The 21733-nt window shown below is 72.7% G+C and carries 21 protein-coding genes; 8 read left to right on the forward strand and 13 right to left on the reverse strand.

Annotated elements, in window-relative coordinates; translation table 11 throughout:
* Window positions 1-78 precede the first annotated feature (78 nt).
* Together ACFYX4_RS36375 and ACFYX4_RS36380 are read left to right on the forward strand one after the other, a co-directional pair.
* Window positions 79-594 (forward strand): peptidoglycan-binding protein, encoded by a 516-nt coding sequence (locus tag ACFYX4_RS36375; protein ID WP_389343028.1) that lies wholly within the window; start codon window positions 79-81, stop codon window positions 592-594.
* A gap of 86 nt (window positions 595-680) precedes the next feature.
* The gene (locus ACFYX4_RS36380; RefSeq protein ID WP_389343031.1) at window positions 681-1811 is read left to right on the forward strand and encodes a MerR family transcriptional regulator; all 1131 of its coding nucleotides are present in this window, start codon (window positions 681-683) and stop codon (window positions 1809-1811) included.
* Here ACFYX4_RS36380 and ACFYX4_RS36385 read toward each other — a convergent pair.
* The 6 genes from ACFYX4_RS36385 to ACFYX4_RS36410 all read right to left on the reverse strand — a co-directional run bounded on the left by ACFYX4_RS36385 (window position 1795) and on the right by ACFYX4_RS36410 (window position 7812).
* On the reverse strand, window positions 1795-2628 hold the full coding sequence (locus ACFYX4_RS36385) for a class I SAM-dependent DNA methyltransferase (RefSeq protein WP_389343194.1): 834 nt from the start codon (window positions 2626-2628) through the stop codon (window positions 1795-1797). The two genes, ACFYX4_RS36380 and ACFYX4_RS36385, sit on opposite strands and share 17 nt — an antisense overlap.
* A gap of 884 nt (window positions 2629-3512) precedes the next feature.
* Entirely contained in the window at window positions 3513-4484 is a 972-nt protein-coding gene (locus tag ACFYX4_RS36390) for a zinc-binding alcohol dehydrogenase family protein (protein WP_389343034.1), read from the reverse strand.
* A 126-nt stretch (window positions 4485-4610) separates the two neighbouring features.
* On the reverse strand, window positions 4611-5516 hold the full coding sequence (locus ACFYX4_RS36395; RefSeq protein WP_389343037.1) for an arginase family protein: 906 nt from the start codon (window positions 5514-5516) through the stop codon (window positions 4611-4613).
* Entirely contained in the window at window positions 5488-6402 is a 915-nt protein-coding gene (locus ACFYX4_RS36400; RefSeq protein ID WP_389343040.1) for a helix-turn-helix transcriptional regulator, read from the reverse strand. The genes ACFYX4_RS36395 and ACFYX4_RS36400 overlap by 29 nt, the downstream gene beginning before the upstream one ends.
* A 94-nt stretch (window positions 6403-6496) precedes the next feature.
* On the reverse strand, window positions 6497-7213 hold the full coding sequence (locus ACFYX4_RS36405; RefSeq protein WP_389343043.1) for an NADPH-dependent F420 reductase: 717 nt from the start codon (window positions 7211-7213) through the stop codon (window positions 6497-6499).
* Window positions 7214-7341: 128 nt separating this feature from the next.
* Entirely contained in the window at window positions 7342-7812 is a 471-nt protein-coding gene (locus ACFYX4_RS36410) for an ester cyclase (protein WP_389343045.1), read from the reverse strand.
* A gap of 396 nt (window positions 7813-8208) precedes the next feature.
* Here ACFYX4_RS36410 and ACFYX4_RS36415 point away from each other — a divergent pair, with 396 nt between their 5' ends.
* On the forward strand, window positions 8209-8502 hold the full coding sequence (locus ACFYX4_RS36415; RefSeq protein ID WP_389343047.1) for a hypothetical protein: 294 nt from the start codon (window positions 8209-8211) through the stop codon (window positions 8500-8502).
* 21 nt (window positions 8503-8523) lie between these two features.
* On the opposite strand, the gene ACFYX4_RS36420 is transcribed toward ACFYX4_RS36415, so the two are convergent.
* From ACFYX4_RS36420 to ACFYX4_RS36450, 7 genes are all read right to left on the reverse strand, one after another.
* The gene (locus ACFYX4_RS36420; protein WP_389343049.1) at window positions 8524-9321 is read right to left on the reverse strand and encodes a CbrC family protein; all 798 of its coding nucleotides are present in this window, start codon (window positions 9319-9321) and stop codon (window positions 8524-8526) included.
* 44 nt (window positions 9322-9365) lie between these two features.
* The gene (locus ACFYX4_RS36425) at window positions 9366-9896 is read right to left on the reverse strand and encodes a hypothetical protein (protein WP_389343051.1); all 531 of its coding nucleotides are present in this window, start codon (window positions 9894-9896) and stop codon (window positions 9366-9368) included.
* Window positions 9897-9993: 97 nt separating this feature from the next.
* Complete coding sequence (locus ACFYX4_RS36430; protein ID WP_389343053.1) at window positions 9994-10650, reverse strand: ABC transporter ATP-binding protein; 657 nt, start codon at window positions 10648-10650, stop codon at window positions 9994-9996.
* Window positions 10651-10673: 23 nt separating this feature from the next.
* A complete protein-coding gene (locus ACFYX4_RS36435) occupies window positions 10674-11585 on the reverse strand; it encodes an oligopeptide/dipeptide ABC transporter ATP-binding protein (protein WP_389343197.1) in 912 nt (303 codons plus the stop codon).
* Between the two features lie 41 nt (window positions 11586-11626).
* Entirely contained in the window at window positions 11627-12439 is an 813-nt protein-coding gene (locus tag ACFYX4_RS36440) for an ABC transporter permease (protein ID WP_389343200.1), read from the reverse strand.
* A 377-nt stretch (window positions 12440-12816) separates the two neighbouring features.
* Window positions 12817-13785 (reverse strand): ABC transporter permease, encoded by a 969-nt coding sequence (locus ACFYX4_RS36445; protein ID WP_389343056.1) that lies wholly within the window; start codon window positions 13783-13785, stop codon window positions 12817-12819.
* A 26-nt stretch (window positions 13786-13811) separates the two neighbouring features.
* The gene (locus ACFYX4_RS36450; RefSeq protein WP_389343059.1) at window positions 13812-15413 is read right to left on the reverse strand and encodes an ABC transporter substrate-binding protein; all 1602 of its coding nucleotides are present in this window, start codon (window positions 15411-15413) and stop codon (window positions 13812-13814) included.
* 226 nt (window positions 15414-15639) lie between these two features.
* On the opposite strand from ACFYX4_RS36450, the gene ACFYX4_RS36455 reads away from it, so the two are divergent.
* From ACFYX4_RS36455 to ACFYX4_RS36475, 5 genes are all read left to right on the forward strand, one after another.
* Window positions 15640-17451 (forward strand): methylmalonyl-CoA mutase family protein, encoded by a 1812-nt coding sequence (locus ACFYX4_RS36455; protein ID WP_389343062.1) that lies wholly within the window; start codon window positions 15640-15642, stop codon window positions 17449-17451.
* Window positions 17451-19625 carry a methylmalonyl-CoA mutase gene (gene scpA / locus ACFYX4_RS36460; protein ID WP_389343065.1) on the forward strand — a complete coding sequence of 725 codons (2175 nt, stop codon included), beginning with the start codon at window positions 17451-17453 and terminating at the stop codon, window positions 19623-19625. Before ACFYX4_RS36455 ends, scpA begins: the two co-directional genes overlap by 1 nt.
* Window positions 19622-20599, forward strand: coding sequence for a methylmalonyl Co-A mutase-associated GTPase MeaB (gene meaB, locus ACFYX4_RS36465; protein ID WP_389343068.1), 978 nt, complete (start codon window positions 19622-19624; stop codon window positions 20597-20599). Before scpA ends, meaB begins: the two co-directional genes overlap by 4 nt.
* Window positions 20600-20824: 225 nt before the next feature.
* Window positions 20825-21061, forward strand: a complete 237-nt coding sequence (locus ACFYX4_RS36470) for a hypothetical protein (protein ID WP_389343071.1) — start codon at window positions 20825-20827, stop codon at window positions 21059-21061.
* 33 nt (window positions 21062-21094) lie between these two features.
* Window positions 21095-21679 (forward strand): TetR/AcrR family transcriptional regulator, encoded by a 585-nt coding sequence (locus tag ACFYX4_RS36475; RefSeq protein ID WP_389343074.1) that lies wholly within the window; start codon window positions 21095-21097, stop codon window positions 21677-21679.
* Window positions 21680-21733: the final 54 nt, after the last annotated feature.

Here is a 21733-nt window from a genome sequence, read left to right on the forward strand (position 1 = left end):
CGATCACCGTCACCGGGGGCGATCACCGTCACCTGGGGCGATCACCGTCACCGGGGCCGTCATAGGAGAGGAAACGAATTGAGACTGCCCAAGCACATCACCATCGCCCTCACCACCGCGGCCATCGTCTGCGGCGGAATCCTGACGGCCCCGGCGGCCGGCGCGTCGGTCTCCAGCGGCGTCATCGGCGGCGCGGACTGGGGCAACGCCGGTGTGCGCAACGACTGGGGCGACGAGGGTCCCATCGACCACAACTCCAACAACAACACCAGGGCGGTGGCGCTGTGGCAGGCGGTCCTCAAGGCTGAGGGCTTCTACACGGGGGCCGTCGACTGCGACTTCGGCAGCGGCACCATCGCGGCCACCAAGGCGTACCAGCGCTGGTACGGGCTCGACGACGACGGCAGCGCGGGGCCGATCACCATGGGCAACGCGGACAACTCCCTCGTCGACCTCGGCAACAACCGGGACATCAGGTACGTCGGGTGGGAAAACTCGGGGCAGGTCACGTTCCGGCGCATCGACGGCGTCTACCACGTGTACCTCAACGGCGCTTGGCGGAGCGCCTCTTACACGTCGTCCGCCGGCTGCTGACCCGCTGAGCCGGCCTCCCTTCGCCTCGGCATCCGTGCGGGGGCCGGTTTGACCCTCGACCTTGTGCAGGGCCGAGAGTGCCGGACGTGGAGAACGACATGCGCAGCATCGGCGAGATGGCCCGTGACAGCGGACTGGGGGTCAGCGCCCTGCGGTTCTACGACCGCGCCGGTGTGCTGGTCCCCGCCTGGGTGGACCCGGTGAGCGGTTACCGCTGGTACGGCCCCGAGCAGCTGGAGGAGGCGCGGGTGCTGGTACGGCTGCGCCGGGCCGGCATGCCGCTCGCGGACATCCGGCTGGTGCTGGCCGCGTGGCCCGGCGCCGACACCGACCTCGTGGGCAAGCTGCTCACGGCGCATCTGCGCCGCCTCGAGGCGGGCCTGTCCGAGGCCCGTGGTGAGTTCTCCGCGCTCCGAGACCTTCTCGCACACAGGGAGAACCCCATGACCTCGTTCCGTTCGGCCACCGCCCTGCTGCCCGGCTCCGAGCTGATCGCGGCGATCGACGCGGTCCGCTACGCCGTCGGCACCGATCCGGAGCTGCCGGTCCTCGGCGGTGTCCTGTTCGACCTGGAGGACGGGGCGCTCCACGTCGTGGCCACCGACCGGTACCGGCTGGCGGTGGCACGGGCCGCCGTATCGGAACACGGATCCGAGGTGGCCCAGGTCGTGGTGCCCGCGCCGCTCGTCGACGGCATGCGGGCGGTGCTGAGCGGCGGGGAGCCCGTCCGCTTCAGCGTGGACGGCGGCCGGGTGACGGTCGAGGCGGGCGACCGCCGGATGACCGGCGACTGCCTCGACCACGACTTCCCCGACTACCGCCGCCTCGTCCAGCTGCCGGCCGGACGCCGCGCCCTCGTCGACGTCCCCGCCTTCGACGACGCGGTCCGCAACGGACCGGTGCGCACGCAGGACCCGAGCGAGGGGGACGGCGCTGCCTGCGACGTCAGCGTGCTGGAGGTGACGGACGACGGCACGGTGACGGTCCGCGGGGACGGGGAGGACGGGGGCGGCGCCGACCGCGGCGCGGACGGGGACGCGGGCGACGGCCCGCGCCGCGTCGCGGTCAACCGCCGCTTCCTGCTGGACGCGCTCGCCGCCGGCGCACGCGACCGCCTGATCCTGGAGTTCGGCGCCCCCACGGCCCCGATCACGATCCGCCGCCCCGACGACGAGGCCACGTTCTCGCTCTTGATGCCGGTCAGCCTGGAGGGCTGAGGCCGGGCGGTCGTGCCGACGTGTCCGGGAGGGGGGAGCGGCTCAGGCGGATTTTCGACTGGCCGTGCGGGAGGCGGTCCCAGTCGTCCATCACTCGGGCGTGCAGGCCGTGGCGGCGGGCGAGGGCGAGGAGGGTTTCGGGGCGGTAGTAGAAGTCCTCGTGCAGGACCTGGTGTTCGGGGCCCTCGGTGCGGTCGAAGGTGAAGTCGAAGAAGCCCTTCTCGGTCAGGACGCGGCCGACGTGGGCGAGGCACTCCTCGATGACGGGCAGCGGGGAGTGGGAGAAGACGCTGTGCGCGTGGACGACGTCGAAGTGGTCGTCGGGGAGGAAGTCGAGCGTGAGGTCGCCGGTCAGGGTCAGGTGCGGCAGCTTGTGCTGGAGCCGGCGGTCGGTGAGCGTCTTCTCGGCGGCGATCAGGATGTCCGGCGAGATGTCGATGCCGTAGTAGCGGCCCGGGTCGAGGTACTCGATGAAGCGCCAGCCGCCGCGCAGGTTGCCGCAGCCGATGTCGAGCATCCGGTGCCCGGGCAGGAGGCCGTGGCCGAGGAGGTAGTCGAACTGCATCTGCCCCAGCGCCAGCCAGCGGTCGTGGGTCCGGCTGCCGACGGCGGCCTCCGGGTCGCGGCCGGCGTCGTCGGCCATCACCGCGCGGTAATAGCCGATGTGATCACGATGCCGCAGCCGCAGCCAGGTGTCCCGCCCGGCACGACGGAGGTACGGGGCGACACGACGGGGGTGGCGCAGGGCGTAACCGACCTTGTGGGTGAGCGCGGAGCGGACGCGCCGCGGGTCTACCGGGCGCCGGTCTGTGGCCAGGGCTCGCCGGTCCGCGCTCCGCTTCCGCCGGTCGTTGTCCCGCGTCGGCTCGGCCGTGTCCTGCGCTCGCCGGTCCGCGTCCTGCGCTCGCCGGTCCGCGCTCCGCTTCCGCCGGTCGTTGTCCCGCGTCGGCTCGGCCGTGTCCTGCGCTCGCCGGTCCGCGTCCTGCGCTCGCCGGTCCGCGCTCCGCTTCCGCCGGTCGTTGTCCCGCGTCGGCTCGGCCGTGTCCTGCGCTCGCCGGTCCGCGTCCTGCGTCGGCGCGTCCGCGTCCTGCGTCGGCCGGATCTGCTCCGGCTGCCGCCGGTCCGGATCCTGCGCTCCCCGGTCCGTCTTCTTCGTGTGCCGGTCCATCGCGGTGGCCTCCGTACGGGGCGGTCCCCGGTGCGGGGAGGAGCGTCTGCCGGCTCCCCTCCCACCGCATCACCACTCCCGCCCTTCCACCAGCGCACCGGCCCGTCCGGGTGGGCGGCCGGCCGGGGTCGAGGGCCGGACGACCGGCCCCGCCGCCGGGGGCTTCCGGGGGCGCGCACGGCGGCGGGGGCCCCTGCGCCACGCGCGCCCCGGTGGCCTGCGCCCAAGGGCCGAAAGCCGGGCCCGGCGGGGGTCTTCATCTTCGACTGGGCGCGGAGCTGGGAGACGAGCCTGAAGCGGGGGGTATGGCACGTCGGTGCAGCTCGGACACGGTTCGGCGAGGGGCTGTGGTCTCCCAGAACTACTCATTCCTGCGAGCGCGAAGCGTGACACCGCACCGCCTGGGAACGAGAACCCCACCCCTGCCTCACCTGACGGTCCGGTCGCACGCAAGGTGCGAGGTCCGGTGACGCAGCCCGGGTCAGTGCCCTTGCCGAGGGCGGTCCGTCAGTTGTCGCTGCCTGGTCGCTGGTTCAGAGTTCGATGACGACAGCACCGGTCGCCTGGCGGGAGGTGAGGCGGGCGAAGGCGTCCTCGAAGTCGCCGAGGCCGTATGTGCTGTCGATCGCGGGCCGCAGCTTTCCGGCGGCCGCCAGCTCACCGATCTCGGCGAGGCCCTGGGTGGCGATGTCCTCGGTCGCGTTGTGGAGGGCGTAGGCGGTCAGGTGCTTCTCGCCGATGAGGAGGTCGACGACGTCGATGTCGGTCTGCTTGCCGCCGGCGAATCCGAGCGACACGACGGTGCCGCCGTTTCGTACGCAGCGCAGCAGTTCACCGAGACGGGGGCCACCGACGGGGTCGAGGGCCAGGTCGGCGCCCTGGCCCTCGGTGAGTTCGGCGACGGCCTGGTGCAGATCGCGCGTGGACAGGTCGATGACCGCCTCGGCCCCTGCCTCGGTTGCGCGCTGTGCCTTGTGTGGGGTGGAGACCACGGCGATGGGGTGCGCGCCGAGCGCCTTGCCGGTCTGCACCAGGGCGCCGCCCACGCCGCCGGTTGCGCCGGAGATGAGGATCGTCTGGCCGCTGAGTACGTCTCCGGTCCGGGTCAGGGCGAAGTAGGCGGTGAGGTAGTTGACGGTGAGGGCGGCGCCTTCGGCCCAGTCGAGGGTGGCGGGCAGTGGGAGGAGGCGGTGGTCGGGGACGGCGACGTACTGCTGGTAGAGGCCGTCGGTGGTGACGCCGATGTCGCCGTGGCCGTAGACGGCGACGCGGAAACCGGCGGGAAGGGTGTCGCTCTCCTCGACGGTGCCCGCTCCTTCGTTGCCCAGGACGATCGGGAGCGGCGGGCTGCCGAAGCCGCCGGTGCGCAGGGAGTTGGCGAGCTGGTTGATGGTCGCGGAGTGCATGCGTACCAGGGTGTGGCCGGGACTGCGTGCGGGGACGGGCCGTTCCTCGACGGTCATCTCGGGAGGAGTGCCGGTGCGGCGGGTGACGATGGCTTTCATGAGAAGGGGTGCTCCTGATCGTTTGGTCGTTCGAGAGGGCTGCGGCCGTCCCCAGGGGGGTCGGGGACGGCCACAGCGGGCACCGGGCGGGACGAGAGGGAGTTCCACCGTGGGGGGATGGGTTGTTCAGCCGCCGATGAGCGGAAAGCTGTTCAGGACCTGCTGGACGTGGACGACGTCGCGGGGGAAGAACTCAGCGATGGTCGTGCCGACGACGTCGAACGCGCCGTTCACGTCGTGGGCGATGCGGTTGACCTGGGTGCCGGCGAGGCCGCCGGGGATCTTGCCGAGGCCGAGCGGTCCCTCGTCCGCATCGACGGAGTCGACGTCGAGGTGGATCGCGACGCGTGAGCAGCCGGTGGCGGCGAGCCAGTCGAGCAGTGGCCGGCTGGAGGTGCGCAGGTCGACGGGGCCGAAGGTGGTGATACCCCACGCGCCGACGTGCTGGTAGGCGTCCTCGACCCAGTCGTGCAGGCCGACGAGGGCGACCCGGTCGGCCGGGACGGTGGCCGGGAGGAGAGCCGACATTTCGGGGTCGCCATGGCCGGTGATCATGGAGACGGCCATGGCGTGGTAGCCGTTGTAACCGGTGTCGCCGGTGTCGACGTCGGGGTGGGAGTCGATCCACACGACGGCGAGGTCGTCGGGATACCGGGCGGCGAGGGAGGTGAACGGGGCGACGCTGACGGTGCAGGTGCCGCCGAAGGTGGTGATGCGGGCCGGGTCCTGTTCCCCGATGATCTTCAGGGCGTCGCCGAGCTGTTGGGCCAGGACGGCCTTGGACTCGATGCCGTCCTGTACCTCCTCGCCGGGGTCGCCGAGCGGAACGGGGACGGTGGCGACGGGCCCGTCGTGTGCGGGCAGTACGGCCGCGAGGACGGTGGTGCCGACGGTGTAGGCCCGGCGGGCGACGTCGAGCGGGAACTCGGGGGCCAGCTCGCCGACCACGTCGGCGCCCGCTCCCTGCCATTCGGGCCACAGCAGCCGCAGGTGGGTTCCGGGCTCAGCGGTGTCGCTCGGCGTCGGCGTCATCAGGGAGGTTCCTTTCCGGGTGCGTGGGGGCGCTCCAGCTCGCCAGCAGGCGCAGGGTCTCGGCGGAGGCGGTGCCGGGTTCGGCGGTGTAGAGGCAGATCTCCTGGTCGCGGTCGGCGGGCAGGGTGAGGGTCTCGTGGTGCAGGGTGAGGTCGCCGACGACCGGGTGGTGCAGGTGCTGCTCGCCGTGAGCGCACTGGCCGACCCGGTGGGCATCCCACCAGCCGTTGAACTCCGGGACCTTGACGCACAGTTCACCGATCAGCTCGTTCAGCCGCGCGTCGTCGGGGTGGGTGCCGGCGGCCAGGCGCAGGTTGGCGACGAAGTTCTCGGCGACCTCCTCCCAGTTGCCGTACAGCTCGCGGGCGGCCGGGTTCAGCAGGACGAAGCGGGCCAGGTTGCGCTCGCGGTGCGGCAGCGCGTCGAAGTCGGTGAGCAGGGCGCGTGCCAGATGGTTCGCGGACAGCACGTCGCGGCGATGGTTGACTACCAGGACGGGAGAGACCTCGCCGAGCACGTCCAGCATCTGGTGGACCGGGGACCGTACCCGCGGCACCGGCGCTGGGCTGCGGGTACGGCCTCGGCGCGAGCCGGCCGTGGTGCGGGCCAGCTCGTGCAGGTAGCCGCGCTCCACGTCGTCCAGGCGCAGGGCGCGGGCGACAGCGTCCAGCACGGCCTCGGACACGTGCGGGTGGCGGCCCTGTTCCAGACGGGTGTAGTAGTCGGTGCTCACCCCGGCCAGCAGGGCGACCTCCTCGCGGCGCAGCCCCGGCACTCTCCGGGTGCCCGCGCTGACGTCGGGCGGCAGCCCGGCGTCCTCGGGGCGCAGCCGGGAGCGGCGCGAGCGCAGGAAATCACCCAGCTCGGTGTTGTGGTCCTTGCCCATGACTCCAGGGTGCCGCGTGGGGGCGCGGGTGTGCGTGGTCCAAGGTGGCCCAGCCAGTCCCAGGCTGAGCTGGGCCTGCCCGGCCGCCCGGGTGTCACATGTCCCGGTACCGCTTCGCCGCCGCCAGCGCGGTGCGCAGCGTGTCCGCCGTTGCCGTGTGACCCGGCCCTGGATCGGCGCCCCGCTCGATCGTCGCAGTCAGACTGTGTCCCTCGCTGAAGTACGGTTCGCTGTACGCGGCGGTGTCGCGCTGGAAGCGCCAGCCCTCGGCGAGCGGACCGGCGTCCAGCGTGTCGTAGCCGATCGAGTCGAGGAAGGCCGTGACGGCCTCCTTGGCCGCGGCGTCATCGCCGGCGATCGCGAGCACGGACCGCTCGGGGTCGCCGGCCGGGCGGGCGAGGTTGCCCAGGTGCACGGAGAAGATGTTGTTCATGCCCTTGACGACGTACGCGTCGGTCAGGTGAGCCTGAAGCAGCTCGCTGGTCGTTGTGGTCTCGGCGTCCAGCTCGGCGATACGGCCGTCACGCTCCGGATAGTAGTTGTTCGTGTCGATGACGACCTTGCCGCGCAGCGGCCGTGCGGGGACCGTGCGGTAGGCGTGCAGGGGGATCGTCACGACGACGATGTCCCCGGCCTCGGCCGCTTCAGCCGGGGTGGCGGCGCGGGCGCGCGGCCCCAGCTCCGCGACCAGTCCGGACAGCGTGTCCGGGCCCCGCCGGTTGCTCAGGACGACATCGTCTCCAGCGGCGACGGCGAGCCGGGCGACGGTACTGCCGATCAGCCCACTGCCGATCAGGCCGATGGTGCTCATGCCGAAGATCCCTTCATATGTGCGGGAGGACGGCGGACCGTAAGGAAGACCCGCCGGAGAAAACGAGGCCGTCCCGTGGCTTGTCGGAGGAGGGGCACGGGGCCGGCGCGGACGGTCGTGCCGACGGCTCAGGCCAACTGCAGCTTGTAGCCGATCTGCTGGGCGAGGCCGAGTTCCTGGCACATGTACCACATGTCGGTGATCTTGCCGTCGTCGTTGAAGTGCAGCACCGTGATCTCGTCCCACTCCACGCGCCTGCCGGTGGCCGGAGCGCCCGCGAAAGTACCGGAGTGCAGCGCCGTCATGTGGAACTTCATCAGCACGGTGTTGCCACTGGCGACCACGTCCGTCGCCTTGGAGGTCTTGTCGCTGAGCCCCTCGGACAGCTTCTTCCAGCCGGATTCCAGCCACTCGAAGTAGTTGCCGCTCTGCGGGATGTCCGTCCCGGTGGCCTCGTAGATGTCGGCGAAGCCGGCCCGGGTGATCGGGGCGTCGGCGGTGACCAGCGAGCGCATGAGGTCCCAGTCGAGGCTGGGCATGGCGTCTTCGAGCAGCTTCTTGGCGGTGGCGATGTTGCGCTCGGCGGTGGTGTCGTTCATGTCGTTCCTCACGTGGTGAGCCGGGATGCGTGCCGCCCGCGGCCCGGCGCTTCCCGGGCCCTTCCCGGCGGCACTCCTCCAGCTTTGACCGGATGAACCGCCTTGGCGACGCCATAGCCTGGCCCAGCCAGTCCCAGGCTCAGGCGGGCGTGTGCGTTGAGGTCGGCGATCGCCTTGCGCAGCAGCACGAGCGCAGCCGGTTCGCCCACGTACGACAGGTCGAGCCCAGCTTCTCCTTCACGACCTCCCGGCCCAGCAGCTGCTCGGACCACAGGGGCCCGGGGCTTCAGCCGGCTGGGGCGGCAGCGTCTTCCCTCACCGTCGTCGGGTGTCCCAGCCTCGGCGTGGGACCGAGGCCAGCTCGCCCCGGCGCATCACCAGGACCTCGTCCGTGATGTGTTCCAGCTGACCCTGCTGGTGGAGCGGGCCCGCGCGGTCGGAGTCGAGGTCGTCTTCGTCACCGACCAGCTCAGCGAGGCCTTCGCCGACCGCGCCGACGCGGTGCTCCTGGCCCCCGACACCCCCACCGGCAACACCGACGAGGCACTGACCGGCCTCATCGTCGCGGACATCCTCCTCCTCGCCCTCACCACCCTCGACGAGACGGCGGCTGTCGAGCACTCACATCAACTCGACGCCCTGCGGGAGCAGTTGCCGGCAGACCCGGACCAGCGCAACCGCCGGGGCTGACCCACCGACCGCGTCACCGCCTCAGTCGAGGCGGACACCGCAGACACGGCAACGGAACTCGCCGGCCGGGCCGACGTACTCGGCGGCGTCGCCGCAGTGGGCCGGCCAGGGGACTGTGCGCCCGGCGGGCAGTCCGGGGGTGCGGTCGCGGATGCGGGCGGCGGTCTCGGCCGGTATGCCGTCCGCGGCGATCTCGTGGAAGAACACGCCGTGGCGGTTCGCGGCGGTGCCGAAGGCAACGCAGTACGGGCACAGGCGGCCGTCCGGCAGGTCATGTCCGCCGTGGAAGGGGCCCGTGCAGATCCAGCCCTGGTCGTGGCCGCAGCACGCGCAGACCTCGTCGGCGGCGATCACCGCGCCGGTCCCGACCGGGTCGGGGAGGTACGGGAACGGCGGCAGCGGCGGCCGCCCGCGCGGCTCCGGCCGCGGGTCGAGGACCTGTCGGATCGCGCGGCCGGACATGACCGGCGGCGGGACGACGACCGCGTTCGCCTGAAGGTCCGGCGGCAGACGCGCCAGGTCCGACTCCCGGGTCACGATCACCGTCCCGCCCTCGTCCATCAGCAGCACGGCCGCGCCGGCCCGCAGGGCGACCTCGGCGACGAGGTCGAGGACGCCCGGCCCCGGCCGGTCGAACGCCACCCCGTGGTCGACGTGCACGTCGGACTCGCTCCCGTCCCCGGTCCGCACCCACTCGACCGGCTCCCCCTTGGCCACCTCGTACGGGGCGTGCGGCTCCAGCACCTCACGGACGAGCGAGGCGTCGATGGGGACGACATCCCCGTCACGGAACTTGTACACGTACAGACCTGAACCCATGGAGTCACCCCATCACGGCCGGCGTCCCGCCGTGCCGTCAGGGCTCAGTCCTCCATCTCCCAGATGCCGAAGGGCAGTTCACCGGGGAAGCGCCGCAGTCTGCTGTCCGGTGCGGCGAGGCTCTCGCGCATTCGGGGGACCAAGTCGCGCAACGCGGGGTGGGTGGCGGGCCGCCAGGCCCAGAGGAAGTCGATCATGTCGTCCACGACCAGCTCCAGCTGCTGGTCGTCCCCTCCGCCGCCGCGGAAGCGCGCCGAGAACCGCTCCTGCGCGTGCGGGTCACCGGCCTGTATGAACCAGCCCATCGCGTTCGCGCTGAGCATCTGGCTGACGTACTCGACGAGCGCAAGCACGTTCTGCGGAGACGTCTCCTTGCCCACGTCGGTCAGGACGCCGTGGTAGAAGTCCGGGTACAGCGGAGGGATGTCCCGGGCGTCGGCCACGCGGGGCGCGATCCCCGTGTCGTCGTCCTCCTCCTGCGCCCAGGAGGCCTGGTCGCCGCCCCTCGCTCCGCGCACCGCGGTGACCGCGAACCACAGCACTCCGATGACGACCAGCAACACCAGGAACTTCATCGCAACCCTCCCCCTCGGGCGGCCCTGCCCCCACTATGAGTCAAAGCCACCCGGAGGCAAGCCGCTTCACACGAACCGGCCTTCGGCTCAGGTTCCCTCACAGCGCCGCCCCACTCCAGTGGACCGTCCGGTCGCACCAGCGGTGCAGGAGGGTGTGGTCGTGGCCGACGGCGAGGAGGGACGCGCCGGTGGCGCGGCGGTAGGTCTCGACGGTGGCGACCAGCGCGGCGGCGGTGGAGGCGTCGAGCATGGCGGTCATCTCGTCGCAGATCAGCAGGCGGGGCCGCAGGACGAGGGCACGGGCGAGGCAGGCGCGCTGGAGCTGACCGTCGCTGACCTCGTGGGGGCGTCGGGTCAGCAGGTCCGGGGTGAGGCCGACGGCGGCGGTCAGTTCGGCGACCCGCTCGGGGACGGCCTCGCGGCGGCCGGTGGCGCGCAGCGGCTCCGCGATGAGGTCGGTGAGCCGCAGCCGGGGGTCGGCGGAGAGCCGCGGCTGCTGGAAGACGACGCCGAAGGCGGTGCGCAGGGCGCGCGGGGCGCGGTGACGCCAGCGCCGTACGGGTTCGCCGTCGAGCACTACGGCACCGGAGTCGGGGCGGTGGAGCAGGGCGGCGACGCGGGCGAGGGTGGACTTGCCGCAGCCGCTGGGGCCGAGCAGGCCGACGGCCTCGCCGGGCCCGACGGTGAGGGAGACGTCCCGTACGACGGGCGGGTGCCGGTCGTATCCGGCGGTGACGGCGCGCAGTTCAAGCACGGATGTCCTCCCGTGCGTGCGGTTCAGGCACGGCTGTCCTCCGGTACGTGCGGGTGGTGGCAGGCGACCGCGCCGGTCAGCGGCGGCCGGACGGCGCAGGCGTCGGTGGCCCGGTCGCAGCGCGCGGCGAAGGCGCAGCCGTCGGGGAGGTCGCCGAGTTCCGGCGGCAGGCCGGGGATCGGGGTGAAGGCCCGCTCCGGGAGGGCCTGGAGCAGGCCGCGGCTGTAGGGGTGGCGGGGGCCGGGCGGGCCGAAGAAGGCGGCGGCGTCGGCGAGTTCGACGAGCCGGCCCGCGTACATGACGGCGACGCGGTCAGCGACGCGGGCGGCCGCCGCCAGATCGTGGGTGATCATCAGCAGGGCGCGCTCGCCGGTGTCGACATGGCGGCGGAGTTCGTCGGCCGTGCGGTCGACGAGGGCGCGGTCGAGTCCGGTGGTGGGCTCGTCGGCGAGCAGCAGGGGCGCGTCGCCGACGAGGGCGAGGGCGGTGGCGGCGCGCTGGGCGAGGCCGCCGGAGAGTTCGTGCGGGTGGCGGTCGAGGTGGTCGACGGGGAACGCGGCGCGCGCGGCGGCCGTCTCGGCGGCGGTGCGCAGGGCCGCGCGTCCCTTGACGCGCGTCAGCGCGGCGACCGTCTCCTCCAGGTGGGAGCGGATCGTGCGGACGGGGGTGAGGTGCGCGGCCGGGCTCTGGGGGACGAGGCCGACGAGACGGCCGCGGACGACGCGGGCGAGGGTGCGTTCACCGGCCGTGAGCAGGTCGAGGTCGCCGAGCCGGGCCGCGCCCGCGGTCTGCGCGTTGGCGGGGAGCAGGCCGAGGAGGGCGGAGGCGAGCACGGACTTGCCGCAGCCGCTCTCCCCGATGAGGGCGAGGCATTCGCCGGCGGCGACGTCGAAGCGGGCGTCGGTGACGGCGGCGATCTCGCGCCCGCCCGGCATGAGGAAGCGCACCGAAAGCCCGCGCACCGACAGGACGGGGGTCACAGGGTCAGCTCCGATCGGCGGCGCGGGTTGATCCGCTCGCGCCAGACCCCGGCGAGGCCGGCGACGGCGAGGGTCGGGACGATGATGAACAGGCCGGGGAAGAGGGTCGGCCACCACTGCCCGGCGAGCAGGGAGCCCCGCGCGTTCTGCACGAGGGTGCCGAGGCTCGCCGTGTGGGCGGGCAGCCCGAGTCCGAGGAAGGACAGCGCCGACTCGTGCCACATGGCGTGCGGGATCATCAGCACGGCGGCGAGGCCGGCCTGGGGCAGCACCGCGGGCAGCAGATGCCGTACCGCCACCCGCCACCGGGACGCGCCGCCGGAGACGGCGGCGTCGATGTACGGGCGGGAGCGCAGGGAGAGGACCTCGGCGCGGACAATCCGGGCGGTCGACAGCCAGTGGGTGAGCGCGACGGAGACGACGACCGGCCAGACGCCCGGCCGGAACATGGCGACGATGAAGATGCCGAGCAGCAGGTGGGGCACGGAGGAGAAGGTGTCGACGAGCCGCATGACGGCGCGGTCGGCCCAGCCGCCGAGCGCGCCGGCGGCGGCCCCGACCGCGGTGCCGATGACGGTCGCGGTGAGGGCGGCGGCCACGCCGACGAGCAGGGAGACGCGCAGGCCGTAGACGCAGCGCAGCAGCAGGTCCCGGCCGACGTCGTCGGTGCCGAACGGGTGCTCCCAGCTCGGGGGGAGCAGTTTGGCGGCGAGGTCGACGGCCTGCTGGTCGAGCTGGACCAGCGGCGGCACGAGCAGCACCGCGAGGACGATGACGGCGACGAGGGCGGCGGAGGTGCGCGCCCGCAGGGTGTGAGTGGAGCGGCGGTCCGTCCCGCGCGAGCGCCAGTCGGGCTCGGCGGGGGCGGTCGCCGGTGCGGCTTCGGCGGGGGTCGCAGACGCGGGCTCGGCGGGGTTCGCCGGTGCGGAGGGTACCGCGGGGGTCGCCGGTGCGGAGGGTACCGCGGGGGTCGCCGGTGCGGAGGGTTCGGCGGGGGTCGCCGGTGCGGAGGGCCCCGCGGGGGTCGCCGGTGCGGAGGGTCCCGCGGGGGTCGCCGGTGCGGAGGGCCCCGCGGGGTTCGCCGGTGCGGAGGGTCCCGCGGGGTTCGCCGGTGCGGAGGGTCCCGCGGGGGTCGCCGGTGCGGAGGGTTCGGCGGGGGTCGCCGGTGTGGCTTCAGCCATGGTGGTCACATCTCATCCAGGTCCACCCTCGGGTCGAAGAGACCGTAGAGGAGGTCCGCGAGCAGGTTGCCGAGGAGGACGGCGAGGGTGGCGAGGGCGGTCAGGGCGGCCAGCAGGGGGAAGTCGACGGAGGTGGCCGCTTCGACGGTCGCCGCCGCGATGCCGGGCCAGCTGAAGACGCTCTCCACGAGCAGCGCGCCGGTGATCAGCTCGGGCACGCGGGAGCCGATGAGGGTGAGCACGGGCAGGAGGCCGGAGCGCAGGGCGTGGCCGAGCAGGACGGTGCCCTCGCCCAGGCCCCGGGCCCGCGCCCCGCGCACCGGGTCCTCGGCGAGCGCGTCGCCGACGCCCTGGCGGACGTACAGGGTGAACCAGGGGAGCTGGGAGACGGCGAGGACGCCGGCGGGCAGCACCAGGTGGCGCGCCACCTGTCCCGGGGTGACCTGTTCGCTGGCGGTGTCGGTGAGTCCGCCGGCCGGGAGGACGCCCCACTGGAGGGCGAACAGCCAGACGGCGAGCAGCGCTACCCAGAAGACCGGGGCCGCTTCGAGGGTGTAGGCGAGGGAGGTGACCGCACGGTCGAGCCACGATCCGGGGCGGCGGGCCGCGAGCACCCCGAGCAGGCTGCCGACGAGCACGGCGGCGACGAAGGCGACCGCGCACAGCAGCGTCGACCAGACGAGGCGTTCGCCGATGACCTGGGCCACCGGCTGGCGCAGCACGCTGGACTGGCCGAGGTCGCCGCCGAGCGCGGAGGTGAGCCACCGCCACCAGCGCACGGCGAAGGGCTCGTCCACGCCCAGGTTGGCGCGCAGCCGGTCCAGGGTCTCCTGGTCGGCTCCGAGCGCGGCGGTCCCGGCGTAGGCCTTGACGGGGTCGAAGGGGGAGGCGGCGGCGATGGCGAACACGCCGAAGGTGACGACGAGGAGGACGGGGACGGCGAACAGGGTCCGCCGTCCCGCCAGGCGCGCCATCGCTCCCCAGGGGACGGGCGCGGCGGTCACTTCTTGGGCTGCCAGGCCTCGATGTTCCACCAGGGGCCGCTGGCGAAGCCGTGCTCGTGCGGTTCGAGCTGTGTGGTCAGGCCGTCCCAACGGTCGGCGAGCACGTAGAGGTGGTCGATGTGGGTGAGGAAGGTGTAGCCGGGGTCCTTGACCAGCTCGCGCTGGAGGGTGTCGTAGGCGGTCTCGCGGACGGTCCGGTCCTGGCTGCGGCGGCCGGTGTCGAGGGCCTGGTCGACGGCCGGGTTGTCGTAGCGGCCCATGTTGTTGAAGCCGTCGCCGGCGAGGGAGGAGTGCAGCATGGTGTAGAGGCCGTAGTCGGGGTCGCCGGTGCTGCCGAACCCGGCGAGGACGGCGTCCTTCCCCATCCGCGGTTCGATGACCTCCCAGGTGGCGCTCTCGACCTTCACGTCGATGCCGGCCTTCTTGGCGTCGGAGGCGTAGGCGAGGGCGTGGTCCTGGCGGACCTTGTCACCGGAGGGGTAGAGGAGGGTGAACCCGGCGCGCGCGCCGTTCCTGGCGCGGATGCCGTCGGCCGCGGGCTTCCAGCCGGCCGTGTCGAGGATCTTCCGCGCCGCGGCGAGGTCCTGGGGGCGTTCGACATCCCGCGCGAACCAGGGGTCGTCGACGGGCAGCGGTCCGTACGCGGGGCGGCCGGCCCCGTCGAGGATCTTGTCGACCATTGCCTCACGGTCGACGGCGGCGTCGAGGGCCTGCCGGATCGCGCGGTCCCCGGTGACCTTGTTCGCCGTGGGGAGGGTGACGGTGCGGTAGTCGTAGGACTTGGCGTCGTACGTCCGCCGGCCCTTGTCGGTCTTGAAGGTGGCGGCCAGGTTGGGCGGGAGGATCGCGCCGTCGAGGTCGCCGGAGCGCAGCCGGGTGGCGCGTACGTCGTCGTCCTCGACGATCGCCATGGTGAACGTCTTCACCTTCGGCGCGCCGCCCCAGTAGCGGGGGTTGGCCTTGAAGGTGAGCTTCTCGCCCTTGCGCCAGCCGGCGAGGACGTAGGGGCCGGTGCCGACCGGCTCGGTGTTGAAGGAGCCGGTGTTGGGGTCCTGCTTCCCGGCGATGTGCTCGGGGACGATGGGCAGCACCGTGCGTCCGGCGAAGGGCGCGTAGGGGTACTTGAGGGTGAAGACGACCTTGTCGTCGCCGTCGGCGCGGACCGACCGGACGGCGTCCAGTTCGCTGCGGGCGCTGTTGTTGGTCTTGGCGTCGAGGATCGTGTTGTACGTGTACACGACGTCGGCGGAGGTCAGCGGCTTGCCGTCGCTGAACTCGACGCCCTTGCGCAGGGTGTAGGAGTAGGTGAGGCCGCCGTCGCCGATCCGCGGCAGCGCGGTCGCCAGCGCCGGCTTCAGCGTGAGGCGGGCGTCGCGGGCGAGCAGCCCGTCGAAGATCTTGGAGTTGCCGTCCTTGCCGTAGCCGAGGAGCGGGCTGAGGGTGTCGGGCTCCGAGGCCACCCCGATCACGACCGAGTCGGCGGCTCCCCCTCCGGAGCCGCCGGAGCCGCCCGAGCCGCCGCCGGGCGCCGAGCAGGCGGCGACGCCGGTGACCGCCGCCGCCACGAGGGCGGCGCCGCGTATCCGTCGGGTCGTCATATGAGCCTCACACCCTTACTGCCGTGCTAATGCTGTTGCATATTAAACGCAGGTAAGAGTTGCCCAGGACATGTGCACAACAGTCCTCCGGTTGCCGGAAAGATCGGCCGCCGTACCGGAGGAGCCCTCGGCGGCGGCGCGGAGAGCGTGGTCACATTCAGTGCGAGGGAAAGGTCACAGCCGCGCCCTCTCCTGCTCCTTTGGGCCTCTGGCCTAGCATCCGAGCATGACGGTCCTGCCTGACGACGGGCTTGAGCTGGCCGGCGAGTTCCCTGACGTGACGCACGAGCAGTGGCAGCACCTGGTGGCGGGTGTGCTGCGCAAGGCGGGCAAGGACGTCGAGGGGGACGCGGCCGAGCAAGCCCTGTCCACCGCACTCGAGGACGGGTTGCGCACCCGTCCCCTGTACACCGCGCGCGACGGCGCGCCGGAACCCGGTTTCCCCGGCTTCGCGCCCTTCGTGCGCGGCGGCCGGGCGGAGGGGAACACCGCGGGCGGCTGGGACGTACGGCAGCGGCACTCTGCGGCCGACGGCGGCGGCGCGGTGCTCGCGGACCTGGAGAACGGCGTCACCTCGCTGTGGCTGGTCGTCGGCGGGTCCGGCATCCCGGTGTCCTCGCTCGGCCGGGTCCTCGACGGTGTCTACCTGGACCTCGCGCCGATCGTCCTCGACGCGGGCGAGGAGGTCGAGACCGCCGCCCGGGAGCTGCTGCGGCTCTACGAGGAGCGCGGCGTGGCCCCGGAGGCGGCGCGCGGCAACCTGGGCGCTGACCCGCTCGGCCACGAGGCCCGCACCGGACGGACGTTCGACCTCGCGCCGGTGACCGCCCTCGCCCGGCGGTGCGCCGAGGAGTACCCCGGTCTGCGGGCGCTGACCGTGGACGCGCTGCCGTACCACGAGGCCGGCGGCTCGGCCGCGCAGGAGCTGGGCGCCTCCCTGGCGACGGGCGTGGCGTACCTGCGCGCGCTGACCGAGTCCGGGCTGAGCGTCGAACAGGCCTGCGCGCAGCTGGAGTTCCGCTACGCGGCGACCGCCGACCAGTTCCTGACGATCGCCAAGCTGCGGGCGGCGCGCCGGCTGTGGGCCCGGGTGGCCGAGGTGTGCGGGTCGCCCGCCGCCGGAGGGCAGACGCAGCACGCGGTGACCTCGCCGGTGATGATGACCCGCCGCGACCCGTGGGTGAACATGCTGCGCACGACGATCGCCACGCTGGCCGCGGGGGCGGGCGGGGCGGACTCCGTCACCGTGCTGCCGTTCGACGACGCGCTCGGTCTGCCGGACGGGTTCGCGCGGCGCATCGCCCGCAACACCTCCACGATCCTGATCGAGGAGTCCCATCTGGCCCGGGTGATCGACCCGGCCGGCGGCTCCTGGTACGTGGAGCGGCTCACCGACGAACTCGCCCACGCCGGCTGGGAGTTCTTCCAGCGGATCGAGGGGCTCGGCGGCCAGGCCGCCGCTCTGCGCTCCGGGCGGCTCGGGCAGGACCTGGCCGAGACCTGGCAGGCGCGGAGCGCGAAGCTCGCCAAGCGCCGCGAACCGGTCACCGGCGTCAGCGAGTTCCCGTTCCTGGCGGAGAAGCCCGTCGTGCGCGAGGCCGCGCCCGAGCCGCGGTCCGGCGGTCTCCCCCGGGTCCGCCGCGACGAGGCGTACGAGGCGCTGCGCGCCCGTTCCGACGCCCATCTCGCCGCCACCGGCTCCCGGCCGCGGATCTTCCTGGCCGCGATCGGCCCGGCCGCCGCGCACACCGCCCGTCTCACCTTCGCCTCGAACCTCTTCCAGGCAGGCGGCGTCGAGCCGGTCACCGAGGGCACGTTCGCGCAGAGCGGCGCGACCGAGGTGTGTCTGTGCTCCAGCGACGCCCTGTACGAGGAGCGGGCGGCGGAGGTCGCCGCGGAGCTGCGCGCGGCCGGCGCGGCGCACGTGTTCCTCGCGGGCCGGCCCGGGGAGCACCCCGGTGTCGACGCGTACGTCTTCGCGGGCTGTGACGCCGTCTCCGTGCTCTCCACCACCCTCGACCGCATGGGAGTGTCCTGATGGGAATCCCCGACTTCGCCGGGATCGAGCTGGGGAGCCCCGCCGCGGACGGCGGCGCCGACGAGTGGCGCACGGCCGTGAAGAAGGCGGCCGGCGGGGACGACCTGCTGTGGGAGACGCCCGAGGGCATCCCGGTCAAGCCGCTGTACACCGGGCAGGACCTGGAGGGCCTGGACTTCCTGGGCACCTACCCGGGCGTCGCCCCGTACCTGCGCGGCCCGTACCCGACGATGTACGTCAACCAGCCCTGGACGATCCGTCAGTACGCGGGCTTCTCCACCGCCGAGGAGTCCAACGCGTTCTACCGGCGCAATCTGGCGGCCGGTCAGAAGGGCCTGTCCGTCGCCTTCGACCTGCCCACCCACCGCGGCTACGACAGCGACCACCCGCGGGTGACCGGTGACGTCGGCATGGCGGGCGTGGCCATCGACTCCATCTACGACATGCGGCAGTTGTTCGACGGGATCCCGCTGGACAAGATGACGGTGTCGATGACGATGAACGGCGCCGTGCTGCCGGTGCTCGCGCTGTACATCGTGGCGGCGGAGGAACAGGGCGTGCCGCCCGAGAAGTTGGCCGGGACCATCCAGAACGACATCCTCAAGGAGTTCATGGTCCGCAACACCTACATCTACCCGCCGAAGCCGTCGATGCGGATCATCTCCGACATCTTCGCCTTCACCTCGCAGCGGATGCCGCGCTACAACTCCATCTCGATCTCCGGCTATCACATCCAGGAGGCGGGCGCGACGGCCGACCTGGAGCTGGCGTACACCCTCGCGGACGGGGTGGAGTACATCCGCGCCGGCCGTGAAGCCGGCCTGGACGTCGACGCGTTCGCGCCGCGGCTGTCGTTCTTCTGGGCGATCGGCATGAACTTCTTCATGGAGATCGCCAAGTTGCGGGCGGCGCGGCTGCTGTGGGCCAAGCTGGTCAGGCAGTTCGACCCGAAGAACTCCAAGTCGCTGTCGTTGCGCACCCATTCGCAGACCTCGGGCTGGTCGCTGACCGCGCAGGACGTGTTCAACAACGTCACCCGCACCTGTGTGGAGGCGATGGCGGCCACCCAGGGCCACACCCAGTCCCTGCACACCAACGCCCTGGACGAGGCGCTGGCGCTGCCCACCGACTTCTCGGCGCGCATCGCCCGCAACACGCAGCTCCTCATCCAGCAGGAGTCGGGCACCACCCGGGTCATCGACCCGTGGGGCGGCAGCGCGTACGTGGAGAAGCTGACGTACGACCTGGCCCGCCGGGCGTGGCAGCACATCCTGGAGGTGGAGCAGGCGGGCGGCATGGCGCAGGCCATCGACGCCGGCATCCCCAAGCTGCGCGTGGAGGAGGCCGCGGCCCGCACGCAGGCCCGGATCGACTCGGGCCGGCAGCCGGTGATCGGCGTCAACAAGTACCGGGTGGACAGCGACGAGCAGATCGAGGTCCTGAAGGTCGACAACTCCTCGGTGCGCTCGCAGCAGGTGGAGAAGCTGCGGCGGCTGCGCGCGGAGCGGGACGAGACCGCCTGCCAGGACGCGCTGGACGCGCTCACCCGGGCCGCCGGCGGCGAGGGCAACCTGCTGGAGCTGGCGGTGAACGCGGCCCGCGCGAAGGCGACCGTCGGGGAGATCTCCGACGCCCTGGAGAAGGTGTACGGGCGGCACGCGAGCCAGATCCGTACGATCTCCGGGGTGTACCGCAACGAAGCAGGCGAGTCCCCGTCGGTGGAGCGCACCCGGACGCTGGTCGAGGCCTTCCAGGAGGCCGAGGGCCGCCGGCCGCGCATCCTGGTCGCCAAGATGGGCCAGGACGGCCACGACCGCGGCCAGAAGGTGATCGCGACCGCGTTCGCCGACCTCGGCTTCGACGTCGACGTCGGCCCGCTGTTCCAGACCCCGGCCGAGGTGGCCCGTCAGGCCGTCGAGGCGGACGTGCACATCGTGGGCGTCTCGTCGCTGGCGGCCGGGCACCTCACCCTCGTGCCGGCGCTGAAGGAGGCGCTGGCCGAGGAGGGCCGCGAGGACATCGTCATCGTGGTCGGCGGGGTGATCCCGCCGCAGGACGTGCCCACGCTCCTGGAGATGGGCGCGGCGGCCGTCTTCCCGCCGGGGACGGTGATCCCGGACGCGGCCTTCGACCTGGTGACACGGCTCGCGGGCGACCTGGGGCACGCCCTGTGATCGACGTCGACGCCTATGTGAAGGGCGTCCTCGACGGGAAGCGCGCGGTCGTCGCGCGCGCCATCACCCTCGTCGAGTCCACTCGCCCCCAGCACCGTTCGCTGGCGCAGGAGTTGCTGACCGAGCTGCTCCCGCACAGCGGACGGGCCCGGCGGATCGGCGTGAGCGGGGTGCCGGGCGTGGGCAAGTCGACGTTCATCGACGCGTTCGGGACGATGCTGACGGCGCTGGGGCACCGGGTGGCGGTGCTCGCCGTCGACCCGTCCTCCAGCCGTACGGGCGGCTCGATCCTCGGCGACAAGACGCGCATGGAGCGCCTGGCCGTCGACCCGGCGGCGTTCGTGCGCCCCTCCCCCACGGCGGGGACGCTCGGCGGGGTCGCCAAGGCCACCCGCGAGTCGATCGTGGTGATGGAGGCGGCGGGCTACGACGTGGTGCTGGTCGAGACGGTCGGCGTGGGCCAGTCGGAGACCGCGGTGGCGAACATGGTCGACTCCTTCCTGCTGCTCACGCTCGCCCGGACCGGCGACCAGCTCCAGGGCATCAAGAAGGGCGTCCTTGAGCTGGCCGACGTTATCGCCGTGAACAAGGCGGACGGTCCGCACGAGCGGGACGCCCGCGCCGCCGCCCGTGAGCTGTCGGGCGCGCTGCGGCTGATGCACGGCAAGGACGCGGCCTGGACGCCGCCCGTGCTGAGTTGCAGCGCCCGGGAGACCAGCGGCCTGGACACGGTGTGGGAGCGCCTCGAACAGCACCGCGAGCTGCTGGACTCGACGGGGCGGCTCGCCGCCAAGCGCCGTGACCAGCAGGTCGACTGGACGTGGTCGATGGTCCGCGACGAGCTCCTCGGTCGGCTGCGGACCCATCCGGGCGTACGGGCCCTGTCCCCCGGTCTCGAACAGCGCGTGCGGGACGGTGAGTTGACGGCCACGCTGGCCGCCGAACGGATCCTTGAGGCGTTCGGGGAGCCCTGACGGCGAGCCGGGCGGTCGAACGCGTGCGGTAGCTCGCCGAGGCCAGTCGCACCTGCGTACGTACAAGTACGCGTCCTGGACGGCGCACGCGGTCCGGGAAGGCGTCCCGTCCGGACGACCCCGAGTCCGAAGACCTGCCGGCGGCCCCGGCGCCGGGAACGGACCGGGGGCACACCGCACGACCGGGCTTCGCGCCGGAGCCCTCGACGCCGAAGGAAAGCCCCCGTGCCGTTCGCACGCCCCGTCCGTCATGCCGCCGTTCTGCCGGCCGGCTCCCTCCTGCTGGCCGGCTGCCTCCTGCTGGCCGGCTGGGGCGGCTCCGGCTCCTCCTCCTCACCGTCCTCGGACGGGAGTCCGACGGCCGGGCAGTTCGCCGGCTTCCCGGTGATCCTGGACAACTGCGGTCAGCGGGTCCGCGTGGACAGCCCGCCCCGGCGGGCCGGCCAAGGGACCATTATTTGACCGATCATTCTAGATAGGCTTATGGTCTTCGACGTGGCCAGGACCAAGGAATTCGATCCGGACGCCGCGCTACAGTCGGCCCTTGAGCTGTTCTGGCGGCGCGGCTACGAAGCGACGTCATTGACGGATCTCGTCGAGCACCTCGGCATCGGCCGCGCCAGCATCTACGCGACCTTCGGCAGCAAGCACGAGCTGTACCTGAAAGCCATGGACCGGTACGCCGAGACGCGCGACCCGGCGCTCCTTGCCGAACTGTCCCAGCCAGGCCCCGCACTGCCCGCAGTGCGGGCGGTAGTGCGCCGCTTCGCCGCAGAGGCCATCTCCCCGGAGGGCCGGCTGAACGGCTGTTTCGTCACCAATACCGCGGCTGAGCTGGCGCCTCACGACCCTGCAGCGGCCCGCCGGGTCGAGATCAGCTGGGAGCACGTCGAGACCCTGCTGCACTCCGCGCTCGTGCGGGCCCAGGCTCAGGGCGAGCTGCCCGAGGGCCGCGATCCGCGTGCGCTGGCCCGCATGCTGCTCGTACTGCTTCAGGGGGTACGCATCGTCGGCAAGGCGTCGAACGATTCCGCCCGGGTACGGGACGCGGCCGAACAGGCCCTGGCCCTGTTGGACTGACTCACATCCACCGAATCCACTGGGCCCCCTTCCGCATGACCAAATAATGAACCG

Source organism: Streptomyces sp. NPDC002328 (assembly GCF_042890065.1).
Lineage (GTDB): Bacteria > Actinomycetota > Actinomycetes > Streptomycetales > Streptomycetaceae > Streptomyces.